Source organism: Mucilaginibacter sp. (assembly GCF_028288225.1).
In the GTDB taxonomy this organism is placed as follows: Bacteria; Bacteroidota; Bacteroidia; order Sphingobacteriales; family Sphingobacteriaceae; genus Mucilaginibacter.
Genome location: NZ_JAQBOC010000080.1, coordinates 135,084 through 151,865, shown reverse-complemented (window position 1 = coordinate 151,865; position 16,782 = coordinate 135,084). Strand labels below are relative to the sequence as shown.

Sequence of the window (16,782 nt, the reverse complement as noted above, 5' to 3'; positions counted from 1 at the left end):
ATTAACTAAAAAATGCCGACAAAAACATTTAAAGTAACGATACATATGGTTTCAAGTCTTGACGGGATTATTGCCAAAAAAGACAGCGTTTCGTGGTTTGAGACATCTGATCACTATGAAAAAGGAGTTACCGTTACAAAACATGATGCGGAGGAATTTCTTAAAACAATAGATTGCTATGTAATGGGTGCCAGGACATACGAACACGCTTTGGAGCTTTCAAAATCCAATGGGTGGGCTTATGGAGACGTGCCGACAATTGTATTAACTCACCGAAACCTGCCTGTTGACAGACCGAACATTGAAATTTATTCGGGTGACTTGAACAAACTTGTAGATGAACGACTAAAACCAAACTACAAGAATGTTTGGGTTGCAGGTGGGGCAATGCTAGCCAAAGATTTCATACGTTTAAAATTGGCAGATGAAATAAGGTTGTCAGTTATACCTATTATATTGGGTAACGGGACACTTTTTTTTGACAACATAGGACAAGAACAGGCATTGCATCTGAAAGGCGTGACAGCCTACAAGAGCGGAATGATAGAAATATGTTACGAAATAAGAAAATGAAAGTCTTTAGTCGTAAGTCAAAAGTCAATTTTACGGTTTTCTGACTCAAGACACAGGACTTTCGACCCGGGACTAAGCGTCAATCAGTAGTTGACAAGACACTAGGACAGGCTGTAATCAAAACGATCTATATTAAAGCTCAAAGTGACGCAAGTGCCGTTATTTGACTCAAATTGCAGGCTTCCCCTGATATCTTCCGCCAACCCCTTGATCAGGGTAATACCTAATGAATTCAGGGGTGTGTCAAAGAGGCCAAGATCAATCCCAATGCCATTGTCTGCGATAACCAGTTTGATCAATTCATCTTTCCTCGAGAGATTTATTTTAATCTCGCCGCTTCTTTTGCCGGGGAATGCATATTTGATGGAATTGGTGACTGCCTCATTAATAATAAGCGCCAGCGGCATTGCTTGTGATAGCGCCAGTTGCATAGGCGGGGCATTAAGTTCAAAATGAATTTTAGGCGCACCCGGGCTTTGTTGGAGATGGCTGACGAATTCTGAAAGGTAGACGGACATATTGATCGTATTGATATCCTCGGACTGATACAGTTGCTGGTGGATCAGTGACATCGCATATACCCTGCTCCTACTGTCTTCCAATGCCTTGTAGGCCTCATTTTCCAGGAAAATAGATTGAGACTCTAAAAGGGATAGAACCGTATGGAGATTATTTTTGACGCGGTGATGCACTTCCATAAGCAGCCACTCTTTCTCTTTGATCAAACGATCAAACAATTCATCCTTTTCGGTAATTATTTTGTTTTTCTGACTAACCAACCTGTTTGACTTTTGCTTCAGCTGATATTGCCTGTAAAATATTCCCGCACAAATCAGTAGAATTAAAATACATGTGATCGTTTCGTTCCGAAGCATGGCAGCCTGGTCCTGCAAAGCCTGCCGCAGGCGTACGTTTTGTTTGAGCAGGCTGATGTTTTGTTCCCGCAGCCTTATATTATTCTCTTTCCTTCCTGTTTCATAGGTGATCCGGGCCGCATTTACATGAATTGCTGCCTTCAAAAAGGATTCTGCCTCGTGCCCGGAAATCTTCTGGGCATAAGCACCTGAAATATATGCCGTCAGTAAGGCAAAAACGTAGAGTTTGCGCATAACTATGATATTAAACGGCATGACCCGCGAGACATTCAGGGATGGATAGGGTTTTAACGATGAATTAAATGTATAATAATTTATTTGAGATAAAAAATGTACAATAAAATATTTACAAACAACTTATCAGTTGGAATTAATTAAGGCCATTTGAAGATTTAATGCAGGTTCGCCTTAGCCGTAGATATTAAAAGATGTGACAGCAGATTATTGCTGAAAAGGATTGATACAATTGCCAGACCCCGGAACTCTGACACTTCCATATTTTTAAGCTTGTCTTTTTCATAGGCGTTTATCATTGTAAAATCATTAACGTGTATAAAATTTTCGTGGCACTTAAAATGCCAAATATACAAAGCATTGATAATAAGCGATAAATGTTGAAAAGTAAAAATGACATTCGCTTATATTCCGGAAATTTCCGATATGCTAACGAAATAAAACTATTTTACCAGACACGGCACCAGGCAAATAGCGCAGAAGTGTTTATGTAAAAAAACTTTGGTTTTTTTAACCTCATTTTATACCCAGTTTTTTTATACGTGAATTAAGTGTCGAAACGTTCATACCCAGAATTTCTGCAGCTCCGCCTTTACCATAAATTTTCCAGTTACATCTCTTTAAAACTGTCAAAATATAATCACGCACATGTTCTTCCATCGTTTTCATTTTTTCAGGATCGTCCTCAGGTAATTCAGGCTTTTGCACGCCCTTCGAAAGAGTTATATATTCAATTTTTGGTCCCGTAGCCATTAACACTGAACGTTCTATAAGATTTTCCAATTCCCGTACATTTCCCGGCCATGAATGGTTTACCATTTCTTTAGCTGCCTGTTCGGACATGCCGATTACTTTTTTTCCTTCCCTGTTCGAATAAAACTTGATGAAATGACGTGCCAGTAGAAGAATGTCCTCCTTTCTTTCCCTCAGCGGGGGCAGTAAAATGGGGAAAACGTTGAGCCGGTAATAAAGATCCATTCTGAAACGACCAACCAATATTTCTTCTTCAAGGTCACGATTAGTGGCAGCGATAACGCGAACGTTAATCTTTTTGGTTTGGCCTCCGATACGCTCTATTTCCTTTTCCTGTAAAACCCGCAGGAACTTCACTTGTAATTCCAAAGACAGTTCGCCAATCTCATCTAAAAAAATGGTGCCTTCGTTTGCCTGTTCAAATTTCCCGATCCTTTTATTAAAAGCCCCGGTGAACGACCCTTTTTCATGTCCGAATAGTTCGGATTCGATGAGATTTTGCGGCAATGCTGCACAATTGACGATAATGAAAGGCTTAGATGCCCGCTGAGAAGCCTGATGAATGCCGCGGGCTATTAATTCTTTTCCGGTACCACTTTCACCTAAGATTAATACTGAAGTATCAGTTGAGGCTACTGTTTTTACACTTGTCAGTACCCGAAGCATATCCATGCTTTCTGTAATAATATAATCCAGGCCGGAGGGCCGATCAGTATTATCTACAGGCGTGACAACTTTTTTTTGATTTATGTTTTGTAATTGTTCCTGATGAAGGTACCATGCTACATCCAGCATAACCAATACATCTTTATCACGAAAAGGTTTTACAAGGAATCCATAAGGTTTGGTCGCTTTTGCCAGGGCGAAGATTGGTTTATTCGAGTTTGCGGACAGGTAAACGAAAGCTATATTTTTAGCTCTCAGCGATTTAGCGAGGTCTATACCGGTAAGCTCCCCCTGGAGCAGGATATCGAGCAGTACCAACTCCGGATGCTCTTTTTCAATAATTTTCAAGGCGATAGGCACCGATCTTGCAATAGTACAAACTTTATACCCCGCACGCTCAAGCATAAGACGCAGATTATTCGCCTCAACAAATTGGTCCTCGACGATAAGTATTTTAGCTTTCATGACTATTTAAATAATACTTTTTTATGAATTGAATTACTGTCAATACTTTTAATCTTAATATTAAATATAACCGCAACCTTTGTTCCTTTTTTACGATAAATATTAAATTAGCATCTATATCCTTGCTCAAGCTCCGCATGAGTTGCACACCATGTGTGTTTAGGCATTAAATGTGAAAGGATGCTCATACTCCGTATTCTTTATTTCTCAAATCCCCAGACCGGCCACATTCTAAACTTGCCTGTTTTATAAGTAAAAATCGTCATAAATTTGAAACACTTGCCTTGCACAAACTGATATTATAAGCCAAACGGAAAATAGCATAAATACCCGGCCGCAAGTTTGTTATATTATTATCGAAATATCGACAGTTACAAGATTAACAATTGTTGACATCTCACCAATTGATAATCAGTAATTCATAATCATCTGAATATCAATAATTTAAAAATCGGCACGAAGCTTGTTAATACCCAAAATTGAAAATGACAATTTTCTGACAATTTTCATCGAACTAAATACGCCTGGTATATTGCCAATCCTGCATATCTAATTGATTAATCCAATGTACTTTAACTATCTATAAACCAAAGTATAATAGTTTAAATGAAAAAGCCCCACTGTTTTAACCGTGATATCAGCCGGCAATCGAAATTGAGTTAGTACGACAACAATCAATTAATGATATTTAGATAACAAAATCGATAAAATTAAGTGATATATCATTAACATTTCGAAGTAAAATTACCTATCTTATTTATTTTCAGATATTTAATATATGGCACTTGTATTGAATAATAGTGACTGTATACTTGAAATATTAAATTATATCCAGATAGCAAAATTAGTTCCCTAACCGTTCCACCATGAAAAATACTTTGAATCTAAATACCAACTCAGCACTAATAGCCCTAAATCAGCCAGATTATGATCAGTTCGAGCATCTTATTTGCCCGGTCGAATCTCAAGAAAAACGTAAAATGGCAATAACTTCGTTATGTAACGAGTTGCTAAAAATCAGGGATAAGAACTCGTTGCATTTATTGCTCAGCAAAGAACTTCGTAAAATCTTTAATTACATTGATTTTGAGATTTTATTACGGCGTGAGAATCAAATAACCTTTGATCAATTCATGACATTGGGGTCACCCAACGGGCTGTTGTCAAATAGGCCTGACAATGTTCTAACAGCCGAAGAAAATCTCACCGTACCGATAGATATGGTAGCCCCAAACAGTTCAGCCTCTCTATTTATGTTCCGGCAGCCACATGTAGATAATGAACTTCTCACATTTTTAAAAGACAGAAAGCCAACCAACTGTGATCATTGCCTTGTTTTAAGCCTGAACAATGCATTCGATATTTTCGGATTGCTTATTTTTTATTTTGATCAAAATCCGGTTTCGGAAGAAATAGTTAAGGCCGCAAACAAAATCACACCACAATTTACAAATATTCTAAGCCACATTATTACATATGAAAAAAAGATCTCTACTGAAAAGGAAAAAATTCTAATCAATGCAATATCTGAGGAATTGGGAATGGCCAGAGATAAAAACGACCTGGCGCGCGCCTTTAATGGCCGGTTAAAGTCTTTACTATTATTTAATAGTGGAATTATTGGCATAATTGATAATGTAAATAACACTTATTCGCCCTTTTTAAATGACGACACGAACAAAAATCATCCGAAGGGTAATAATTTAAAAAAAAGCAATTATGCTATCAAAGATCCGATCATGGAAGGTGTACTAAGTTCGGACCGGCCTGTCTTATATGGATTTGACGATATGCCTGTCGGCCCCGAAATGCCGGATTATATTAGGACAAGCCATGAAAACGGATGCAGAGAAATGGCGATAATACCACTTAAGAGCAAAGACGGTATAATTGGCTTTGCTGCATTAGCATATAACCAAAAAAATCAATTTACCGAAAAGGCGATTGAAGTGCTCAAATATTTGTCTCCAATCTTATCGACTGCGATGTCTAACATTTTATTGAAAGAGCACATTGACCATGAAAATTTTCAAAAATCTGTATTGGCGGCATTGACACTCGATATGGCCATAACACGAAACAAAGAAGATCTCCTCAACGTGATCAATACACAGTTGAAAAAGCTAATTTACTTTACCCACAATAACATGGGTATTATAAGTGAGGATGGCAAAACTTACGAAGCTTTTCTGCTTGATCCTAATTCCAGGGCCAGAAAATCTGCGTTTTACAATGAAATCCTTTCAATGTCAAACGATATGAATGATTACGTTTACGAACAAGCCGTTAAAAGCGGGAGGCCGGTTGTCATTGACATGGACAGTTTTATTGATAAAAATCCGCCATTATGGTTTAAAATTAATTACGAAACCGGTGCCCGGGAAATTGCTATGACAGTTCTCCCTGGCGAAGAATGGGCAAAATATATCCTGATCTTATTTTCCGACAAAAAAAACAACTTTGATAGGGAATCTCTGGAAATTATAGAACATATTTCTTGCCACCTGGCCACGGCTGTGGCGAATATTAAGGCGAATGAGGAGATTTTGGAAAGAGAGAAGGAAAGGTCAATATTACTAAGCTTGAGCCATGATATGGCTGCACTCAGAAATAAACAGGATCTATTGAATATTATTCAAACAAAACTGACCGATTATTTCGATGTAAATTGTTTTCACGTCTCTATAATTAACCAGGACATGCAATCGCATTCCATTTTTCTGACGACACGCCGTGGAAAGCCACTTCTGCCTGAAGACCTGAATGTCATTTCAAAAAAGAGATTTCAAATCAGGGAAGACGAAGCATTTGAACGGGTTACGCTTTCTGACGATCCTGTTTTATATAGTCTTAAAAGACTGAATAAATATCCTGTTGTACCTGATTATATTCGCTTTTATATGGATAATTCCATCGACCAGCTTATTGGAGTAAGATTAAAAGTGGCTAACAAGACGATTGGTTGTGCATGGCTGCAAACGGCTTCCCGGATTTCCCTGGCGTTGCTGAAGGGCGTTTGTGCACAGCTTTCCGTTGCGATGTTTAATATGCTTGCCAATGAACAGATTATTTCCCGGTTAGAAGAAATTAATGTATCTAAAAGCAGCCTCCAAGACGAAGATTCCAATTTGGTCGGGCAAATTCATACCAGTAATAATTATGACGAGATAATCGGTAGCAGCCCTTGTATGCAAGAGGTCTATGATCATATATCACAAGTAGCCAAGTCGACGAGTACAGTCTTATTAATGGGAGAAACAGGTACCGGGAAAGAGCTTATTGCAAGAGCAATACATATGTCTTCATTACGTGCAGACAAGCCAATGGTAAAAGTTAATTGCGCTGCTATACCGGCTAGCCTTATAGAAAGTGAACTTTTTGGCCACGAACGTGGTAGTTTTACCGGAGCTACTGAACGGAGGGTTGGAAAATTCGAACTTGCCAATAACAGTACCTTGTTCCTTGATGAAATCGGCGAAATGCCTCTTGAATTACAGGTGAAACTATTGAGGGCGATTCAGGAACGCGAGATTGAACGAGTTGGAGGTAAACAGACCATTAAGGTTAACGTCAGAATAATTGCTGCCACCAACAGGGAATTGGAAAAGGAAGTCAATGCCGGACGTTTTCGAAGCGATCTTTTTTACCGGTTAAACGTATTCCCTATCAATCTTCCCCCGCTGCGGGAAAGAAAGGATGATATTATAGACCTTGCAATGGCATTTTTGGATCGCTATTCCCGCAATAGCGGCAAAAACATAACTTCTATATCACAAAAAGTCCAGCAGGAGCTCTTAAATTATTACTGGCCCGGAAATATCCGGGAACTTGAACATCTGATGGAACGTAGCGTTTTGATGACCACCGACTCTTCCCTAAAAGAAATTTTTCTACCTAAAAAAAACCTTCATGAAAAAGGTACCAAGGACGAATTCTCCTTCAAAACCATTAAGCAAAATGAAATAGACCATATCATAAAAACACTAAAAAAATGTGGTGGAAAATTGTCAGGGGATGGTGGCGCAGCAAAATTTCTGGGAGTACCTGTATCCACACTTAGCTCTAAACTGATTAAACTTCAAATCACTAAAGCGCAAATTTTTCAAAAGTAATACAGGAACGAAACTTTCGACGACTAATCCAATTACGAAACGGGTTTTTAAACCCGTAAGCGAAGCATACCCATGAATTAATCATTACGATCTAAATCTTTTTGAAAGTGTTTTCCTGAAAAGATCAATTTATTTTTGTGTTCTACTCTCTCCTGATGAAAGCTGATCAACCCGGAGTGGTTAATGTTGCCGGTGAACTAGTGTCAAGTCAACTACTAATTGGCCCTTAGTCCCGAGTCGAAAATCTTGAGTCAGAAAACCGCAAAATTGAATTTAGGCTTGCGACTAATTACCGTTGACTTAACACCAGGTTACCGTAAGCATTGTTTTTCATAACAACAAAGGCCATCAGGATAATGGCCTTTGTTGTGCATATTGGTTGTTTAGCTTACAGTAACCGGCGCATTTTTACCGGCACTGAGGTAACAGGCGATGATACCCGCTCCCGGTAAGATAGTGACGCTTAAACCGAAGTTTTTGGCCAGCAACGCGCCCATAAGGCAGCCAAATAAAAAACTGCCGATAGTTAAACTTTGCTTTTTAAGGCTTTGTACAGATATGACATCTTTAAATGCAGAACTGATCGAGTTGCCGAGGTCAAGCGAAGCCTGTGTTACATTACCGGTCATCATGGTTGTTGGACCAAAGGTTTCTTTAGCGTATAGCTTGCCAAATGTGTTTTGCAGCCCCATGGCAAGTACAATCATCATAACAACCACATAAGTTTCCCAGATAAGACCGGGCTTACGTATAAACACTTCCGAAATAATGCCGCTCAGCACAAGAATAATGCCTTCTGACAGCAGTATTTTGTAACGGTTAAAGGATCTTGCCGCTATCCGCCCGCCAATTATTACCGATATTATAAATACCGGGAAAGTCAGTAGTTTGATCCAGGCCTGCGCGTCAGAACCTTTAATAACCTGGTAGGCGAATACAATAAAATTACCAGTTACGTGGGCAGAGAAGATAGAACCAGCCGATACAAAGGTGACGGTATCACAGTAGCCCGCTACTGCAGATAACATGAGGGTTAAAAACCAGATGCTTTTTTGATCTTCCATAATTATTATCTTAAATGTGACCGCAGCATCCAGGCCATTTTTTCATGTGTTTCCATAAGGCTTGTAACATAATCGCTGGTGCCTATATCTTTCAGGTCGTTAGCAAAAACGTTGATATTCTCTCTTAGTTGAATGATCAGGCTTTCGTGGTCGTTCAATAATTCTGTGATAAAACCGACGCCATCATTTTTGTTATGCAGCACTTCGGAGAAGTGGGTCAGCTCCAAAAGGCTTTTCAATGTTGCCGGTGCATAGTGCCCAAGTGATCTGATACGTTCTGCAACGCTGTCTATGATCTCATCCAATTCCTGATACTGGCTCTCAAAGAAAAGATGCTTGCTGTGGAAATCAGGGCCTTCTACGTTCCAATGCGCGTTCCGGGTTTTGGCATAAAGTACATACTCATCTGCAAGAATTTTATTTAATGTATGAGCCACCTTTGCGAGGTTTTCTAATGATATTCCGATCTGTGGTTCCATTGTTATAAATATTTAAAGCTAAAAAAAATAATTAAAAAGATGCTGGTCAAGCGATATGCTGCCCGGCCCTGTTGCAAGCAATAACAGAAAGCAAATGGTGTACACATAGGGAACATCTCTAACCTCAAGTGAGTCGTTTTTATGCACCACAAAGTAACCTACCGCAGTAATGCCAATGGTTGGCAGCACTGCAAGGCGCGTAAACACGCCCAGTATTATCAGCACAGGCACTACGGTATCTGAAATTGTGGCTATCAGGTTGTTTAAGCCCTGTGGTAGACCAAGCGGATTGGGCACTACCTCAGGTTTACCGTTATTACCCCTGAATTTTTTCATTCCGTGCACACGGAAAAGTTCGATAGCCAGCAGTACGCGGAAGGCAAGCATAGCCCAGTTAGACAACGATGAGCCTAGGTTCGAATAAAGCAGCTGTTTAATAATATCGTTCACAATTATTATAGTTTAAAACGCGAAACATGAACAACCCAGTGCGCCCCAGAAGGCTGTATAATTGTCAACCGGAACACCGCTCATACGTGCGTCATTATGGTTATGGCCATGGACATTACAACTGCCGATACAAGCATGCACAGCAGTTGCTATCTGCAGTTGTACTATAGCATCGTCAGATTTACGTTTTTCGGCTTTGGCCTGTTTGGAATTTGCCGGAACTAAATGATTGCTCCCTGGGAAATAGCCGTTGTAAATAGTGGTTGGCGACCAATCGGGCAATACCGGTATAGGCGGTGGGTTATGCGTGGCAAAAGCACCTTTGGCATAAACTACCTTGCCGCCTAATATAGTCAAGTCGGCTTCAATGGATTTTATATCCTCTTCATCAACGGTAAAATAATCGCGATCGAGTACCACAAGATCAGCCAGTTGACCAGTTTTTATGCTTCCCTTTTTTTGCTGCTCGTTGGAGAACCAGGCACTGCCCCTGGTGTAAAGTTCAAGGGCGGTTGCACGGCTAAGCCTGGCACCATCATCATATAAAGGCATTCCACCTACCGTTTTGCCTGATGTTAGCCAGTACAATGCCAGCCATGGGTTATAGCTTGACACCCGGGTTGCATCAGTACCGCCACCTACGGGTACTCCCATTTCCAGCATCTTTTTTACCGGCGGGGTTTGCAAGGCCGCTTTTTTGCCGTAACGGTCCGCAAAATATTCGCCCTGGAAAGCCATCCTATCCTGTATTGCAATACCTCCGCCAAGTGCCTTAACACGCTCTATATTTTTTTCGTTGATGGTTTCTGCATGATCAAATATCCACGGCAGTCCGTTGAATGGAATATCCTTGTTTACCTTCTCAAATACGTTTAAAAAACGTGTAATACTTTCGTTGTAGGTAGCATGCAGGCGGAACGGCCAGCGATTCTGAACCAGCAGACGCACAACCCGTTCCAGTTCCTCCTCCATTTGTTCGGGTAATTCGGGACGGGGCTGCAAAAAGTCCTCAAAATCTGCCGCCGAAAAAACAAGCATTTCACCTGCACCGTTATGGCGGTACATGTCATCGCCTTGGTATAGCTTTACGCTTTTTGTCCAGTTATCGAAATCCTCTTTTTCCTGTTTGGGGTGTTGGGTAAACAGGTTGTAGGCTATCCTTACGGTTAGTTTGCCATCATCGTTCAATTCCTGAATAATCCTGTAGTCATCCGGGAAATTCTGGAAACCGCCCCCGGCATCAATTACACTGGTAATACCGAAGCGATTCATTTCGCGCATATAATGGCGGGTAGAGTTAACCTGGTGTTCGTAGGATAATTTTGGACCTTTGGCCAGTGTGGAATACAGGATCATAGCATTGGGTGTAGCCAGGATAAGGCCTGTAGGCTCCCCTTTTGAATCCCTTTCGATTTGGCCTCCCGGTGGCGCCGGCGTATCTTTGGTATAACCAACGGCCTTTAGCGCAGCGCGGTTCATAAAAGCACGGTCATATAAATGCATTATAAAAACAGGAGTATCCGGTGATATCGCGTTGATTTCGGGCAGGGTAGGCATGCGCCTTTCAGCGAACTGAAACTCCGACCAGCCACCAACTACACGCACCCATTGCGGTGACGGTGTACGGTCTACTTGCTCTTTAAGCATCCGCAGTGCATCGGCCAATGAGGGCACACCATCCCAGCGTAGTTCCAGGTTATAGTTAAGCCCGCCCCGGATCAGGTGCGTGTGCGAATCGTTTATGCCGGGTATCACTCTTTTCTTTTTCAGATCGATGATCAAGGTACCTTCACCTGCATATTGCATTATAGGAGCATCATCACCTACTGCAATAAATTTTCCGTCATTTATAGCTACGGCTGTTGCTAAAGGAATATTCTTGTCAACAGTGTGAATGTCACCATTGTAAAGTATCATATCAGCTTTTTTCATTTCTTAAATTATAAGTGTAAAATTTGTTGATGATAAGTGTTTATTAAAATTTGAACTGGACGGTTCCGCTTGACATTAAAATATCTTTTCCAGGCCCTACATCTTTTAGATACTGTCCGGCCTGAAACCAGGTAAAGTCTCCGCGCAGGTAAAGAAATTTATTAACTGAATATTCCAACATTGCCTGTAATTGATTTCCGATCTTTTTGGAATTCGAGTTTTTACCTGAATAGATCAGCGAAGTATTGACCGCATAAATTCCATCGTTCGTGCTCATTCTCCAGAAAAAATCATAATCAGCTGTAAAGCTTAGCCTTTTCGTAAATGCTAAAGAGAAATAAGGATGTACATCCTCAAGGTTGGATGGACCAATCAGAGAAGCCAGGCCGAAATAGGCCCCTTTTGGAAAGAGGGGATCAAATGTATTCAGTTTCCCGTCTCCATAATGCCTGTCACCACTTATCAGTTCGGTTTTTAAACCGAACTCGGGTTTTAACGGTGTATGAAAAAAGGTATATGAAGTATTGGAAGATAAGGTCCATGCCGAGATATTATCGGAATTAAACTTTCCAAACTGATACAAACCTTCAAAATCATAAGACCAGTCAGGTGCAGTGTTCCAGATTCTCGAACCTATCGAATGACGGGTCTCCTTCCCTTTGCCATCGTCAAATGCAGTATTCTTTCGGTGTATGCCCAGATAATAAAAATCTACATCTTTGAAAAACGGAACATCATTAAATGCAGCGTAGGAACCCCAGATAGAGGTGTTTTTATTAACCCCATCATCAAAAATACCGGATTTAGCGGGTACGTAGTCGCCATAGAAGGCATCAATTCTGAAGTCTTTTCCTTTATATATAAATTTTGCTGCATCAAATGCTTGCCTGTTGTTTGGCGCCTCCCTGACAGATACTAAGCGTTGAGAGCCATAGGCCATTTCCTGCCTGCCAAATCTGAAGATAAGGTCCTTGTTTTTATTTTCTATAAAACTGACATCGAAAAATGCCTGGTGCAGATCCAGAAGATTTTGATCGACAGGGTTGGGGGAAGTAATTTGGCCGTTAGCTAAACTGCTTTGAAGCTGAACGAATGTCCTGAAGTGACTTCCGGCGTGGAAATCAACACTTCCCAGATACCGCGTTAGAAAAAATCCATCCTTATCTTTGGGGGCAGCGCCCCAGTTTTCATTTTGGAACCAAAAATATTGATATCTAACCTCCCCACCATAAGATAAATAAGTTTCCTTATTTTTAGATAGCGGCTGAAACTTCATATTATCATACCAGTTCCGGGAGGTATCGTTCCTTAAATAGCTATAATCTTCATCATATCTTAAAGGTTTAAAGTTTTGCGCGGATACGGCCACACATAGCATCACAAAGGCAGGCAATAATATTATCCGGTAATTAAAAAATGCTTTCATTAGTGGTATTAGTAATATGGAAATGAGTTAAAAAGACAGGGCAAAAACCCTGTCTCTTTTATAAAACTTAGTGTGCCAGCATATGGTGAGCATACTGGAGGCCGATGCCGTATGCACCGCCATATTTTTTCATCAGGTCGGTTACAGCAACATAAGTTTCCTGGCGGGCCCAGTCACGCTGTAGTTCCAGCACGTATTGAATAGATGTCATCGGTTTAACGCCTAATTGCACCATGCGTTGAACAGCGCGTTCGTGTGCCTCGGTGCTAACATCACCGCAGGCATCGGTGATTGCGTATACTTCGTATCCTTCGCTTAGTGCAGACAAAGCCGGGCCGACGATGCAAACGCCTGTCCATAAACCGGCTAAAACAATTTTCTTTTTGCCGGTGCCGGTGATCGCTTTATATGCAGCTTCATCCTCCCAGGTATTCATCGAGGTGCGGTCTATATAGCCCGAGGTTGCCTGCGGATAGTACTCTTGTATTTCCGGAAAGACCGGTCCGGAGAACGATTCTTCGGCAACAGTAGTCACAATCGTAGCAACGTTAAAAATTTTAGAAGCACCGGAGATGATTGCTGTATTTGTACGCAATTCGTTTAAAGAGATGCTTTTAGTAGCAAAGGCCATTTGTCCTTCAAAATCGATCAGAACCAATACATGGTTGTCAGGAGTTAATAAATCTGGTGATGGTTTCATAATATAAATTTTTAAAAACCATTATTCATGAACAATGCCACTTATATAAATTACTTATAATTAAATACTTAACCATAAATATTTATTTTATCACTTATGATATTTCGAAAATTTACGAATGCTGGCAGTGAAAGGCAACGAAAAGCAAGTAATCTGACAGTGGCTGTATTTAACCGGATGGAGCTTTAATCAGATCATTAAGAGATCTAAAAATTAAAAACACCCCACACGGCACCGGATACCTTATCCGTTAAATTTAGTATTTACAAATTGGCATAAATTAATTGTAAGCCATCTGATCTGTTGCTTTCCTTCCTGGCATTTATATCAAACAACTGTTGATTTGCTACATTAATCCTTCAATTTTTAAAGAAAAGCCTTTTAGAATCGTCCCCGATAATTTGACGGGCAGATTGGGACTTATATAAAGGACATGATCCTCTATAACTTAAAGGCGCCTGGCCGGTACACTTGTGAAAGAAAGTCGAAAAATTATTGGGATCCTCAAAACCCATGTGATTGGCAATTTCCCTGAATATGAATGGACATTCCGGGAGGCTTGATCAGATTGTTCCATGCGCCTCGAAGCACCAAGTTGTATAGGGAATTAGGAAAATCCGAATTAATAATTAATATATTAAAAGTGTTGCGGCGTTAACTGCTTGTTATTCCGGGAAGAGGCGGTCAACGGCTCTGGAGTATCCAAAAATTTAAATTCTCTCTGGCCTGTGTTAAAAGTAGTTTGGAAGAGTTAATTGATATGTTGAGCATATTTGCAATTTTTTCATGCTCATAACCTTCAATTGCAAAAAGGTTAAAAACTGCCCGATTTCGAAAAGGGAGTTGATGCAGAATTTTAATATAATAATCGTAGGAAAATCCAGTTTCTAAATTATTGTGACGGGGATTATGATCACTAATTTCTGACTCTCGTGGTATTTCAGGATATTGCTTGACTTTGAAAAGATATTCAATAGCTGCATGAAGAATAAGAAATTTCAACCATTCTTTAAATTCAATCGTTTTATCATAATCGCCCAAACGAACAAAAGCGTTATAAAAGCCCTTGTTCATTATGATGGACGCCTCTTCTCTGCTGTTCGCATATCGTAACGCAATGCAATATGCGAACCCATAATAAGCCACATACACCTTTTTCTGGTGAATTTTATTATTTCGTAAACATTCCTTTATTGAAATGAGTAATTCTGCTTTTTCCATTCATTTCCTATTATGGATGAGAAACTCCCTAACTTCATATATAGATTGGCTTCCGATAAACAAAAATTGCCCGGTAAATTTCGCCCAACTACCTGCTTCTTTCAGAAATATTTTAGTCCTTGTAAAAATCGCCATATTTCACAGGGGGCCATTTTATTTCGTGTTTATTTGTTCAAAAACAAGAATAATTGCACCCATACAAAGAAAACAACAGATGGTTGATTTCCTCTTTTAATTCCAAAAGATTAGCTTTCAATTTCAAATAAAAGCTGAGGGAGGCCTGATAGTTACCTAAGTGCCTTTAAGCCTGATACGCCCATGAATGGTTCTATTTCGTGAGACGCTGTATCTCCCAAAAGCAATACTTTTTGTGCAAGAAACCGGATAACATTAGCATGAAAATTAATTGCAATTCATTCGACCCGTTGCTCTTCTTCCTTTATATATCAAAATCCGTTAATTCACCGCGTTAATACTTTAGCTTTCAAAGAATAGTCTTTTAAAATCGGCCCGATGACTTATCCGACAGATCGCGACTTATATAAAGGGCATGATTCTCTATACCTTAAAGGTGGCTGGCCCGTACACTTCTGAAGGAAAGTCGAAAAATTATTCGGGTCCTCAAAACCCATGTGATTCGCGATTTCCTTGATTTTACCAAATACCGGCAACCGTGCGTCCTGTGAAAATCGAGTGAGTCTATCCGTTTATTGCCCGTCTCTATAGATGGTACCCGGTTTTTTAGGATACCGGCTAACTCGTCTTATAATTGCATCGCGAACTGTAAACCGATAGTTCCGTCATTAAAGGATGGAAGGAGTATCTTTTCCTTTTTTGGCTTTTGTTTAATATCGATCCCGGTGCTGCTTCTCTCCTTTTCCCGTCCTTTAGGTGTCAGACTATTACGGATGACCGGATACAGGAGGTATGCTCCTTTAGTGGACAATATTCCGAAACCCGCGCCGGCAACAACATCGCTGAACCAATGATCCTTGTGATAGATGCGAAAAACACCGGTGGTAGCCGCGAATGCATAGCCAATCGCGCTGTAAAAGGGCGACTTTTCACCCAGTTCCTGGGCCATGAATTCTGCCCCGGCAAATGCATTAGCAGTATGACCTGACGGGAAGGAATAGGAGTTGGATCCATTCGGCCGTGCGCGGTGCGTGGCCTTCTTTAAAGAAAAAACAGTCAGCTCAGTCATTCCCTGTGCTAATAGATAAGTCATGGAGCGATCAACGAAAGTGTTTTTACCGTGTATGCCTGCCAAATTAAGCCCGTAGGTCAAAATTACCGGGGCAAATTGAAAATAATCTTCCATATGACTATTAGGAACCCAATCGTGTTTTAATGTCTCGTTATAAATCGACTTATCTATTCTCCTGACCGGGTGAAAATAAAAAGAGGATGTTCCGTACGCTATCATAATTGATGGTGGCAAAAGGGTCCACAATTTGCTGTGTAAATGGCGAACAGTATCCGGTGCGGTAAAAAGGTCCTTTTTTAAAGTATCTATAACTTTTATTCTTTTAGTGGTATCATTTAGTTGTTGTGCAAAGCATTGGCATGAAAGCACCGTGGCTAACAAACTCATGATAGAAATGGTAAGTATTTTATATCTAACCGGCAAGAAAATTGATTTGACCATGATAATTTATTTTTTACCAAATAAAGCGTGTGTCCGGCGGAAAAATCTTTTTAAATCAAATGATGTTATTTTAATTTCAACGTTCTGTTAAGAAACGTTCAGGCGCTGTAAGGACTGCAATGCCTGATCCGTCAATTTTGAACCACCCATTAATAAAGCAATGCATGATCTTCCTATTTCTCAG

12 protein-coding genes are annotated in these 16,782 nt (G+C 40.2%); 2 read left to right on the top strand and 10 right to left on the bottom strand.

Going from position 1 to position 16,782, the window contains the following annotated elements:
• Window positions 1-12 precede the first annotated feature (12 nt).
• Complete coding sequence (locus JWQ54_RS24245) at window positions 13-573, top strand: dihydrofolate reductase family protein (RefSeq protein WP_299590247.1); 561 nt, start codon at window positions 13-15, stop codon at window positions 571-573.
• Window positions 574-674: 101 nt separating this feature from the next.
• Here JWQ54_RS24245 and JWQ54_RS24240 read toward each other — a convergent pair whose 3' ends face one another.
• Together JWQ54_RS24240 and JWQ54_RS24235 are read right to left on the bottom strand one after the other, a co-directional pair.
• Window positions 675-1,682 carry a sensor histidine kinase gene (locus JWQ54_RS24240; RefSeq protein ID WP_299590245.1) on the bottom strand — a complete coding sequence of 336 codons (1,008 nt, stop codon included), beginning with the start codon at window positions 1,680-1,682 and terminating at the stop codon, window positions 675-677.
• Between the two features lie 516 nt (window positions 1,683-2,198).
• Window positions 2,199-3,566, bottom strand: coding sequence for a sigma-54 dependent transcriptional regulator (locus JWQ54_RS24235; protein ID WP_299590243.1), 1,368 nt, complete (start codon window positions 3,564-3,566; stop codon window positions 2,199-2,201).
• 866 nt (window positions 3,567-4,432) lie between these two features.
• Here JWQ54_RS24235 and JWQ54_RS24230 point away from each other — a divergent pair.
• On the top strand, window positions 4,433-7,678 hold the full coding sequence (locus tag JWQ54_RS24230; RefSeq protein ID WP_299590241.1) for a sigma 54-interacting transcriptional regulator: 3,246 nt from the start codon (window positions 4,433-4,435) through the stop codon (window positions 7,676-7,678).
• Between the two features lie 383 nt (window positions 7,679-8,061).
• Here JWQ54_RS24230 and JWQ54_RS24225 read toward each other — a convergent pair whose 3' ends face one another.
• The 8 genes from JWQ54_RS24225 to JWQ54_RS24190 all read right to left on the bottom strand — a co-directional run bounded on the left by JWQ54_RS24225 (window position 8,062) and on the right by JWQ54_RS24190 (window position 16,598).
• The gene (locus JWQ54_RS24225) at window positions 8,062-8,742 is read right to left on the bottom strand and encodes a YoaK family protein (RefSeq protein WP_299590239.1); all 681 of its coding nucleotides are present in this window, start codon (window positions 8,740-8,742) and stop codon (window positions 8,062-8,064) included.
• Between the two features lie 5 nt (window positions 8,743-8,747).
• Window positions 8,748-9,221 (bottom strand): DNA starvation/stationary phase protection protein, encoded by a 474-nt coding sequence (locus JWQ54_RS24220; RefSeq protein ID WP_299590236.1) that lies wholly within the window; start codon window positions 9,219-9,221, stop codon window positions 8,748-8,750.
• A gap of 18 nt (window positions 9,222-9,239) precedes the next feature.
• The gene (locus JWQ54_RS24215) at window positions 9,240-9,671 is read right to left on the bottom strand and encodes a DoxX family protein (RefSeq protein WP_299590235.1); all 432 of its coding nucleotides are present in this window, start codon (window positions 9,669-9,671) and stop codon (window positions 9,240-9,242) included.
• Between the two features lie 12 nt (window positions 9,672-9,683).
• The gene (locus tag JWQ54_RS24210; RefSeq protein ID WP_299590234.1) at window positions 9,684-11,603 is read right to left on the bottom strand and encodes an amidohydrolase; all 1,920 of its coding nucleotides are present in this window, start codon (window positions 11,601-11,603) and stop codon (window positions 9,684-9,686) included.
• Between the two features lie 43 nt (window positions 11,604-11,646).
• Complete coding sequence (locus JWQ54_RS24205; protein WP_299590232.1) at window positions 11,647-13,029, bottom strand: alginate export family protein; 1,383 nt, start codon at window positions 13,027-13,029, stop codon at window positions 11,647-11,649.
• 67 nt (window positions 13,030-13,096) lie between these two features.
• Window positions 13,097-13,729, bottom strand: a complete 633-nt coding sequence (locus tag JWQ54_RS24200) for a hydrolase (RefSeq protein ID WP_299590230.1) — start codon at window positions 13,727-13,729, stop codon at window positions 13,097-13,099.
• A gap of 684 nt (window positions 13,730-14,413) precedes the next feature.
• A complete protein-coding gene (locus JWQ54_RS24195; RefSeq protein ID WP_299590228.1) occupies window positions 14,414-14,950 on the bottom strand; it encodes a sigma-70 family RNA polymerase sigma factor in 537 nt (178 codons plus the stop codon).
• A gap of 763 nt (window positions 14,951-15,713) precedes the next feature.
• Window positions 15,714-16,598, bottom strand: coding sequence for a phosphatase PAP2 family protein (locus tag JWQ54_RS24190; RefSeq protein ID WP_299590227.1), 885 nt, complete (start codon window positions 16,596-16,598; stop codon window positions 15,714-15,716).
• Window positions 16,599-16,782: the final 184 nt, after the last annotated feature.

What these genes read in the sequence shown, in the direction of transcription:
- JWQ54_RS24205 (WP_299590232.1), bottom strand. Translation starts at nt 13,029, where the DNA reads ATGAAAGCATTTTTTAATTACCGGATAATATTATTGCCTGCCTTTGTG.
- JWQ54_RS24190 (WP_299590227.1), bottom strand. Translation starts at nt 16,598, where the DNA reads ATGGTCAAATCAATTTTCTTGCCGGTTAGATATAAAATACTTACCATT.
- JWQ54_RS24235 (WP_299590243.1), bottom strand. Translation starts at nt 3,566, where the DNA reads ATGAAAGCTAAAATACTTATCGTCGAGGACCAATTTGTTGAGGCGAAT.
- JWQ54_RS24225 (WP_299590239.1), bottom strand. Translation starts at nt 8,742, where the DNA reads ATGGAAGATCAAAAAAGCATCTGGTTTTTAACCCTCATGTTATCTGCA.
- JWQ54_RS24195 (WP_299590228.1), bottom strand. Translation starts at nt 14,950, where the DNA reads ATGGAAAAAGCAGAATTACTCATTTCAATAAAGGAATGTTTACGAAAT.
- JWQ54_RS24200 (WP_299590230.1), bottom strand. Translation starts at nt 13,729, where the DNA reads ATGAAACCATCACCAGATTTATTAACTCCTGACAACCATGTATTGGTT.
- JWQ54_RS24230 (WP_299590241.1), top strand. Translation starts at nt 4,433, where the DNA reads ATGAAAAATACTTTGAATCTAAATACCAACTCAGCACTAATAGCCCTA.
- JWQ54_RS24245 (WP_299590247.1), top strand. Translation starts at nt 13, where the DNA reads ATGCCGACAAAAACATTTAAAGTAACGATACATATGGTTTCAAGTCTT.
- JWQ54_RS24240 (WP_299590245.1), bottom strand. Translation starts at nt 1,682, where the DNA reads ATGCGCAAACTCTACGTTTTTGCCTTACTGACGGCATATATTTCAGGT.
- JWQ54_RS24210 (WP_299590234.1), bottom strand. Translation starts at nt 11,603, where the DNA reads ATGAAAAAAGCTGATATGATACTTTACAATGGTGACATTCACACTGTT.
- JWQ54_RS24220 (WP_299590236.1), bottom strand. Translation starts at nt 9,221, where the DNA reads ATGGAACCACAGATCGGAATATCATTAGAAAACCTCGCAAAGGTGGCT.